The sequence below is a fragment of the Cecembia sp. genome, assembly GCF_007126775.1.
GTDB lineage: Bacteria > Bacteroidota > Bacteroidia > Cytophagales > Cyclobacteriaceae > Cecembia.
Genome location: NZ_SLAP01000233.1, coordinates 40,174 through 47,810 on the forward strand (window position 1 = coordinate 40,174; position 7,637 = coordinate 47,810).

Below are 7,637 nucleotides of genomic sequence, written 5' to 3' on the forward strand. Positions count from 1 at the left end.
TAATTAGAGGAAATTACCCCAGGAAATGGCTTCCAAAGCTGCATCTACCTGCTCCACCCCATATGGACTGCGCATCAGGTCAATAGGCTTCTTATGGCCCAAGGCTTCATTTGGGATATGCAGCCAACCCTGAAACAATGCTTCTGTACCAAAAACCCTGACTCCTTTTGCAATGATCTTATCCATGTCTTTGATTGCTTTGGTCAATAATCGGCTCAACAACCTGTCTTCTTTTTTCCAACGGACCAAGGTACTGGGGTCCACTTCCAAGACCTCGGCTACCTCAGCTTGGCTGAATTGCAGGTAATCAAACAGCGCCTTTGTCTCTGATAAATGAAAAGGCTTCTCCAATAAACTGGACTCTTCTATTGTAGAAAAAGGAGGAACAAAGAAATACTGCTCTTCCAAACTAGGAGAAAAACCGCTTACATCTGATGTGGAAGCATAATTCTTGGGAAGGATATATCTTTTTGCCATAAAACAAAGATAATCATTAATATTGTAAATACAACTTTATCTTATTGCATTTGCAATATTTCTTTGATCTGATCCTGCTGCAAATTGCAGTTGATCCACTCCCCATCCAGGTCTGCCCCATATTTTTGGTAGAAATTAATGGCTGGGGTATTCCAGTCCAAAACCTGCCAGGTCATGCCGGAGCAACCGTCCTCCAAGGTCTTGGCCAAGGTACGGTCAAAGAGCATTTTTCCAGCTCCTTTTCCCCTTTCTGACTCGGTTACGACGAGATCCTCTAAGTAGAGCCGCTTCCCTTTCCAGGTACTGTAGCGGTAATAGTAAATCGAAGTACCTACAATCTCTTCTGTCCCTGACTTGACCGCGACGAAGAAACCAAATACGGGATGGGGACCAAATCCGTCTTGTTCCATCCTCTCCACCGTATTGATGACCTCATCTGGAGCTTTTTCATAAACCGCCAATTCCCTGACCAGCTCCAAAACTTTTGGCAGATCTTCTATCTTTCCTTTTCTTATCATATACATGGAGGAAAGTTATCAAAAAAGACCAAAGCATAAAATCAATTTATATATTTGAAGTTGATCGCATACCCAAGCGGTCTATAACCATTGATCATTATGTTTTTAGCTATTGATGCCGGTAATTCCAATATCGTTTTTGGATTTTATGATGAAATCCAACAAAAGTGGACCCATGAATTCCGCGTCAATACGAATAGAGAACTTTCTGTGCTGAAATTGGAAAAAGAGGTGCATTTGTTCTTTTTGGAAAATGGCATCAAAAATGATCAGATCAGTCATGTGGGTATTTCCTCTGTAGTACCTGAAGTCAATGCGGCTTTACAGCAATTTTGCCATGAATATCTGGAAAAAACCTGCTACCTGATCCGGGGAGAAAGTTACCGGAGATTGAAGGTCAGTACCACCAAGCCCAATGAAATCGGGACGGACCTAATGTGCAATGTTACTGCAGCTTTTGATAGATTTCAAACGGCTTGTATCATTGTGGATTTTGGAACAGCACTCACCTTTACTGCTGTAGCAGCCGATGGTGCCATTTTAGGTGTCAATATTGTACCCGGATTGAAGACAGCCATCAAGGCCCTTTTTTCAAATACCTCCAAATTACCTGAGGTCCCCTTGAAAATGCCCAAATCAGCCTTGGGAAAAAATACCAGGCATTCCATTCAGGCGGGTATTCTCTATGGTTATACAGGCTTGGTGAAGGGGATGATAGCCACCATAGAGAAGGAAATCGGGCATCAATGCCGGGTGATCGCTACAGGAGGCCTATCCTCCATCCTCACCACACTAAATGATTCCTTTGAGGTAGTGGACCGAAACCTTACCCTCGAAGGCATTCGCCTGATTACCTTGGCAAATAGCCCAACAATGCCTGAGGATCTGGACAAATAGCGCTATATTTTTCTATTTCTCTTTGGGAACATACCCCAGGGAAATCCCCCCAATTGCCCAGCATGTCCCACATCAACTGAAAATGTAAATGAGGTGGCCAGTCCCCATTCTCCGGAAAAGGACCCACTTGGCAAAACTTTTGCCCACAAGCGACCGGCATACCAAGCTCAAGGCCTTCCAAATCTTTCAAAGCCAGGTGCCCATAGAGGCTATATAGAACAGTATCTTTCAATTGGTGCTCCAAAATGATGGTAGCCCCATAATCTCCAAAACCCGAATTGTTTTGAAAAGCGTGTATTTTCCCTTCCAAAGGCGCATATACAGGATGACCGCTTTCCGTCCATACATCTATCCCTAAATGGATATTTCTGAAATCCGCCTGATCGGTAGCAAACATGCCTGACCTGGCGTATATGGCCCTTTGCTCAAAATAGCCTCCAATACCAAACTGCTTGTCCGCTGCCCGAAGCTTACTGAAAACATAATGATCAAAACTGAGTGTATCAGAAAAATCAACTTGCTTCAACTCCTCATTTGCCGGTGAAAAATCCATCCAAAGGGTATTGCCCCGGTCTAGGAATTTTCCCATCAAAGGGAATACCTGCTCCTCTTGTATCAGTAGTTTCAAACTTTTTTCCATAGGCTGCAAGATAAATATTTTGTCTCTTAAGGGACCTTCTCTTATCTTTATTTCCATGACTGAAACGATAAATTTCCCTTCCCTAGAGGCTATCAAAGCTGCCCATCAAAGGATACAGCCTTTTATTCACCGCACACCCATCCTAAAATCTGAAGCCATCAATTCCATGGCTGGTTGCAAGATCTTTTTCAAATGCGAGAATTTTCAAAAAATTGGCGCCTTCAAGGCACGGGGTGCTGCCAATGCGGTGGCCAAACTCAGCGATGAGGAAAAACAAAATGGGGTAGCCACTCATTCCAGTGGTAACCATGCCGCTGCTTTGGCGCGGGCAGCCGCTGTGGCCGGTATCAAATCATACATTGTCATGCCATCCAATGCGCCTGAAATTAAGAAAAAGGCTGTGAAAGGCTATGGGGGTGAAATCATCGAATGCGAACCCAACCTGATGGCAAGGGAAATTACCTTAGAAGCTGTAGTCAAAAAGACAGGAGCAACCTTTATCCCCCCTTATGACCACATGGATGTCATAGAAGGTCAGGCAACCTGTGCCTTGGAAATGTGGGAGGAAGACATCCCTTTTGATACCATAATAGCACCTGTGGGAGGAGGCGGACTTCTCGGAGGCACTGCCCTCTGTACTAAATATATTTCTCCCGCCACCAAGGTGATTGCCGGGGAACCTGCTGGCGCAGATGATGCCTACCGCTCTTTTCAGGCCAAGAAGCTGATCCCTATGGAAGAGCCAAAAACCATTGCTGACGGTCTACTGACATCCCTCGGGAAAATCAACTTTGCCATTATCAAGGAACATGTAGATGATATCCTGACCGTAAGTGATGAGGAAATCATTGCTTCCATGCGCCTGATCTATGAAAGGATGAAGATCGTCATTGAGCCTAGCTGTGCGGTACCTTTGGCGGCTTTACTGAAGCATAAGGAGCGGTTCAAAGGCCAAAAAGTAGGAATTATCCTCTCTGGAGGGAATGTGGATCTTGCTAAGCTGCCATTTAGAACGGAATAATAAATCCTTCATGCAATTGACCGGATCATGGACAAGCCTGATAATAACCAGAAAGATTTAAAAGAAAAAAAGAACTCTGATCAATATTTAAAACGCTTTATAGCCTTAATAATTAGACCTACTTTACAATAACATTCCCATATGTTGGTAGATTTGATTGGATAAGGAGGAGCAATCATAATCCAAAGATCTTTACGCTAGAACTATAATCTGTATGGACATATCCAATCCATTTTACATCGATGCAATTTGGCTCTCCGCAGCCTTTCTCTGTGGGGTATTTGCCAAAAGAATTGGACTTCCTCCGCTGGTAGGATTCCTTGCTGCAGGATTTCTCATCAATTTTTCAGGACTTCAGGAGGGAAACCTAAACAGTGCCGTTGAAATCATGGCGGATATTGGAGTATTAATCTTGCTTTTTACTATTGGATTGAAACTGAAACTAAAGGAACTTTTTAGGCCAGAAATATGGGTTTCAGCCTCATTGCATATGGTTCTAACCATTTTGGCTTTATCAAGTGTATTGATGCTACTCACATATTTTGGACTAAGCATTTTTTCTGACTTAAGTCTACAGAGCACTTTGATGCTAAGTTTTGCTATGAGTTTCTCCAGTACTGTGTTTGTAGTAAAAACACTTGAAGCAAGGGGAGAATTTGATTCCTATCATGGCAAAATTGCTATCGGTATTTTGATCATACAGGATATATTTGCAGTACTTTTTATTGCCTTTTCAGATAAAAAAATCCCATCACTTTGGATTTTGGCACTTCCCATTATTTTATGGTTGTTACAAAAAATCCTAAGCAGGCTACTTCACCAAATGGAACATGGCGAACTGTTTTCATTCTTTGGTTTCTTTGCCACCTTTATCGCAGGAGCTTTAAGTTTTAGTTTAGTTGGATTAAAACCTGATTTGGGAGCATTGGTAATAGGGATGCTCCTGGTCAATCACCCAAAGGCTGATGAATTGTATAACCGAATGGCAGAGTATAAAGACTTTTTTTTGATTGCATTTTTTATCAATGTGGGATTGGTAGGGTTGCCCAGCCTTTCCACTTTTGGTGCTGCTATGATGCTTTTACCCTTTGCTTTGCTCAAAGGATTGCTGTTTTTGTTCATACTTTCAAGATTTTCTCTTCAACCAAGGACTGGATATCTTGGCGCCTTAAGTTTGACCAATTTCAGTGAATTCGGATTGATTGTGGGTGTGGTGGGACTGCAAATAGGTCTGATTCCAAATGAATGGATTGTGACATTGGCCCTGTTGATGTCTTTATCTTTTGTTTTGGCCGCACCGCTCAACGTCTATTCCCATGCCATATTTGACCGGTATAAGCATATTATTTTGAAACTTAACAAAAATGAAAACAGTCCGGACTGTGAGCCTTTGGATTTTGGCAATGCCGAAATTTTAGTAATTGGATTAGGGAGCATTGGGAACCCCAGTTTTGCAGCACTTACCCAGACTCATGGCCAAAAAGTTTTGGGACTGGATTATAATAACGACCTGATTATGGAATTACAGCAACAGGGAGATCAGGTACTTTGGGCAGATGCAACAGACAGCGAGTTGTGGGACAAGGTTGATTGCGAAAAAATCAAAGCTGTATTTTTGACTGTAAGTGATTTTACATCAAATGTGAATGCTCTGACTGAGATAGCGCGTATAAAAAACCGCCCTTTCAAAATTTTTGCATTGAGTCGGTATTCGGACCAAGCAGAAAAATATAGGTCGATGGGAGTGGACTATGTCTTTGAGTACAAGGAAAACTTGGGTAGGGATTTTGTATCCAATGCCTTAAAGACTAACAAAATTTAGATTTGGCTTCACAAATTGTTCAAAAAATCCTTGACTGCCAGAAGCGCCTTCTCTCGTTGTTCAAACATCCCCATATGCCCTACCCCTTCCAACTCATGGTAATGCGTGGCAAAGGGCTGATGCAATCTACTGGCTTCAATTTTCACGGCCACATCAAACTCTCCAGCGATCATCAATTTAGGACCGGGAAAATTCTTCCAGACCTCCATCCTGTCTTTCCTGTCCCGCATGGCTTCCAGAAAAGCCAAGACACCATTTTTTGAGCTTTTCTTCCCTTCTCTGATCAGTTCCTCTATCCGCGAAGCTTGTGCTAATCGCTGTTCTTCTGCAAAAAGCGGCGGTACAAAGGAATCCATAAATTTATCCAGGCCATGCTTTTTGATAAAGGAAATGGTTTTGTTTCTGGTATGCTTTTTTTCCTCATCGTCTGGAAAGGCTGTAGAATGAAATAAGCCAATCCCTTTAAGGCCAATGCCCATCAGTTCTGCTAAAGCCATGGTTACATACCCCCCCAGAGAATGCCCTATGACGATGGGTTGTACCAATCCCTCTACTTCCATCCATTCCTGAATCAGCACAGCCGTCTCTTCCAGGCTGATGTGATTCCCCGATAAAGGACTCTCCCCAAATCCAGGGAGATCCAGGCAATAGACGGTATGGTCTTTGGAAAAATCCCCAATAAAATCCCTCCACATGGATTTGGATTCACAAAAGCCATGGATAAAAACGAGCGCAGGCCCTGCACCTTCTTGGGTAAATTTTAACATGTCACAAAATAAGGATTAGAAGCCAGAAAGTATGCAGAGATAGTCCGCAAATGAAAAGTTATGTTAAATGGAAAGGTATGTCCAATTCCCAAAAAAAGACTTAAGAAAAAAGGTAGATTCCGCCTAAAATCATATTAAATACTCCAAAAACTGTCATAAACCTTCAAACCAAAAAGAATAAATCCCCTTAGATATGACATGGCCGGGTCCAACTATGTTTTAGCTGCAATCTTGAATCGCTAATTTACTTTGGTTATTTTTTTTGCTAGATTACGTCTAAAACACTTTATGTAAGCCATTAAAGCAAGCAGAAACAGGATATTGATATGGAAAACATAAGGTTAAGAAAAGCAACAAGTAAAGACAGAGCAATTGTAGCTGACTTTGACTACAGCCTTGACAAAGACGAACATATCAAACTCCACAGAATAGAAAAGATTACAAAAGCAATATCAAATGAGGAATGCTTTCTCATTTTAATAGATAAGCAAGAAGTTGGATTTGTAATTTTCGATTACCGTTTTTTTGACCAAGGCTGGATAGAGTTGATAATTATAGATGAAAAATACAGGAGAAAAGGGGTAGGTGGAAAAACATTCGACATTATACGTGAGCAAAGCAAGTCGGATAAGGTTTTCACTTCTACAAATAATTCAACCACTCAAATGCAAAGAGCACTTACTAAAGCTAATTTCACTTTTGCAGGTAAATTATATGGATTAGATGAAGGAGGCCCTGAAGTCTTTTATTATAAAAATATATGAAAACAATAAATAGAATGATGACCAACATCTGCTCCGACAAATTACCTGAAAGCAGAGATTATTATACCAAATTATTCGACTTTAATGTGGACTATGACAGCGACTGGTTTGTCCACTTAATTTCAAAAGACAAACAACTTGAGTTAGGAATTATCAGCCGAACAAGTGAAATTATTCCTGATGAAATAAAAGGCATTCCTCAAGGATTTTATGTAACGTTTGTGGTCGAAAATGCTGATGATATTTTTGAGATAGCAAAAAATGAAGGCTTTGATATCATCAGAGAGCCATCGGACACGTTTTACGGTCAAAGACGATTGTTACTTAAAGACCCAAACGGAGTAACAGTAGATGTATCCTCACCCATACCGGAATTTGAATAAAAACGGCATGTATAATTTGCTGAATCTATAAAATAAATGAATGGATTTTCAGATTCTGATTTTACTTTTAGCATTATTTATTTGGTTATTTTAGCGTTTGCTTTATGACATAAAGCGTAAAAGAAGGAGGGATTATTATAGAAACATAAATCTGAAATCAGATGATTGGAAGGGAAAACGATATGTTGTTCTCAAAAGGGACCATTGGAAATGTGTCTACTGCGGTACCCCTGCGACGCAGGTTCATCACAAAAGATATGCAAAGCGAAACATTGGAAAAGAACCTATCAAATGGCTCGTCTCTATTTGTAAAACTTGTCATGACAAAAAACATTGATAATAAAATAA

The 7,637-nt window shown here is 41.0% G+C and carries 10 protein-coding genes; 6 read left to right on the top strand and 4 right to left on the bottom strand.

Translation table 11 applies throughout. The features are described 5' to 3' along the window. Positions 1–3: 3 nt before the first annotated feature. Positions 4–477 carry an antitoxin Xre/MbcA/ParS toxin-binding domain-containing protein gene (locus tag QZT73_RS15430; protein ID WP_291784211.1) on the bottom strand — a complete coding sequence of 158 codons (474 nt, stop codon included), beginning with the start codon at positions 475–477 and terminating at the stop codon, positions 4–6. Between the two features lie 41 nt (positions 478–518). Then, positions 519–1,001 carry a GNAT family N-acetyltransferase gene (locus tag QZT73_RS15435; protein WP_291784213.1) on the bottom strand — a complete coding sequence of 161 codons (483 nt, stop codon included), beginning with the start codon at positions 999–1,001 and terminating at the stop codon, positions 519–521. Between the two features lie 93 nt (positions 1,002–1,094). Between QZT73_RS15435 and QZT73_RS15440 the strand changes: the two genes are divergently transcribed. Next, positions 1,095–1,892 (top strand): type III pantothenate kinase, encoded by a 798-nt coding sequence (locus tag QZT73_RS15440; RefSeq protein ID WP_291784214.1) that lies wholly within the window; start codon positions 1,095–1,097, stop codon positions 1,890–1,892. On the opposite strand, the gene QZT73_RS15445 is transcribed toward QZT73_RS15440, so the two are convergent. Next, positions 1,846–2,589, bottom strand: a complete 744-nt coding sequence (locus QZT73_RS15445) for a peptidoglycan DD-metalloendopeptidase family protein (protein WP_291784216.1) — start codon at positions 2,587–2,589, stop codon at positions 1,846–1,848. The genes QZT73_RS15440 and QZT73_RS15445 overlap by 47 nt on opposite strands. Here QZT73_RS15445 and QZT73_RS15450 point away from each other — a divergent pair. Both QZT73_RS15450 and QZT73_RS15455 read left to right on the top strand, forming a co-directional pair. Next, positions 2,588–3,553: a pyridoxal-phosphate dependent enzyme gene (locus tag QZT73_RS15450; protein WP_291789102.1), complete on the top strand. Its 966-nt coding sequence runs from the start codon at positions 2,588–2,590 to the stop codon at positions 3,551–3,553. The genes QZT73_RS15445 and QZT73_RS15450 overlap by 2 nt on opposite strands. Before the next feature lie 214 nt (positions 3,554–3,767). Next, the gene (locus QZT73_RS15455; protein ID WP_291784221.1) at positions 3,768–5,375 is read left to right on the top strand and encodes a cation:proton antiporter; all 1,608 of its coding nucleotides are present in this window, start codon (positions 3,768–3,770) and stop codon (positions 5,373–5,375) included. Between the two features lie 8 nt (positions 5,376–5,383). Here QZT73_RS15455 and QZT73_RS15460 read toward each other — a convergent pair whose 3' ends face one another. Beyond that, entirely contained in the window at positions 5,384–6,142 is a 759-nt protein-coding gene (locus QZT73_RS15460) for an alpha/beta hydrolase (protein WP_291789104.1), read from the bottom strand. A gap of 326 nt (positions 6,143–6,468) precedes the next feature. Here QZT73_RS15460 and QZT73_RS15465 point away from each other — a divergent pair, with 326 nt between their 5' ends. The 3 genes from QZT73_RS15465 to QZT73_RS15475 all read left to right on the top strand — a co-directional run bounded on the left by QZT73_RS15465 (position 6,469) and on the right by QZT73_RS15475 (position 7,626). Beyond that, positions 6,469–6,906 carry a GNAT family N-acetyltransferase gene (locus QZT73_RS15465; protein ID WP_291789105.1) on the top strand — a complete coding sequence of 146 codons (438 nt, stop codon included), beginning with the start codon at positions 6,469–6,471 and terminating at the stop codon, positions 6,904–6,906. A 14-nt stretch (positions 6,907–6,920) separates the two neighbouring features. After that, the gene (locus QZT73_RS15470; RefSeq protein ID WP_291784227.1) at positions 6,921–7,289 is read left to right on the top strand and encodes a VOC family protein; all 369 of its coding nucleotides are present in this window, start codon (positions 6,921–6,923) and stop codon (positions 7,287–7,289) included. 97 nt (positions 7,290–7,386) lie between these two features. Further along, positions 7,387–7,626, top strand: a complete 240-nt coding sequence (locus tag QZT73_RS15475) for an HNH endonuclease (RefSeq protein ID WP_363331102.1) — start codon at positions 7,387–7,389, stop codon at positions 7,624–7,626. The last annotated feature ends 11 nt before the right edge of the window (positions 7,627–7,637 follow it).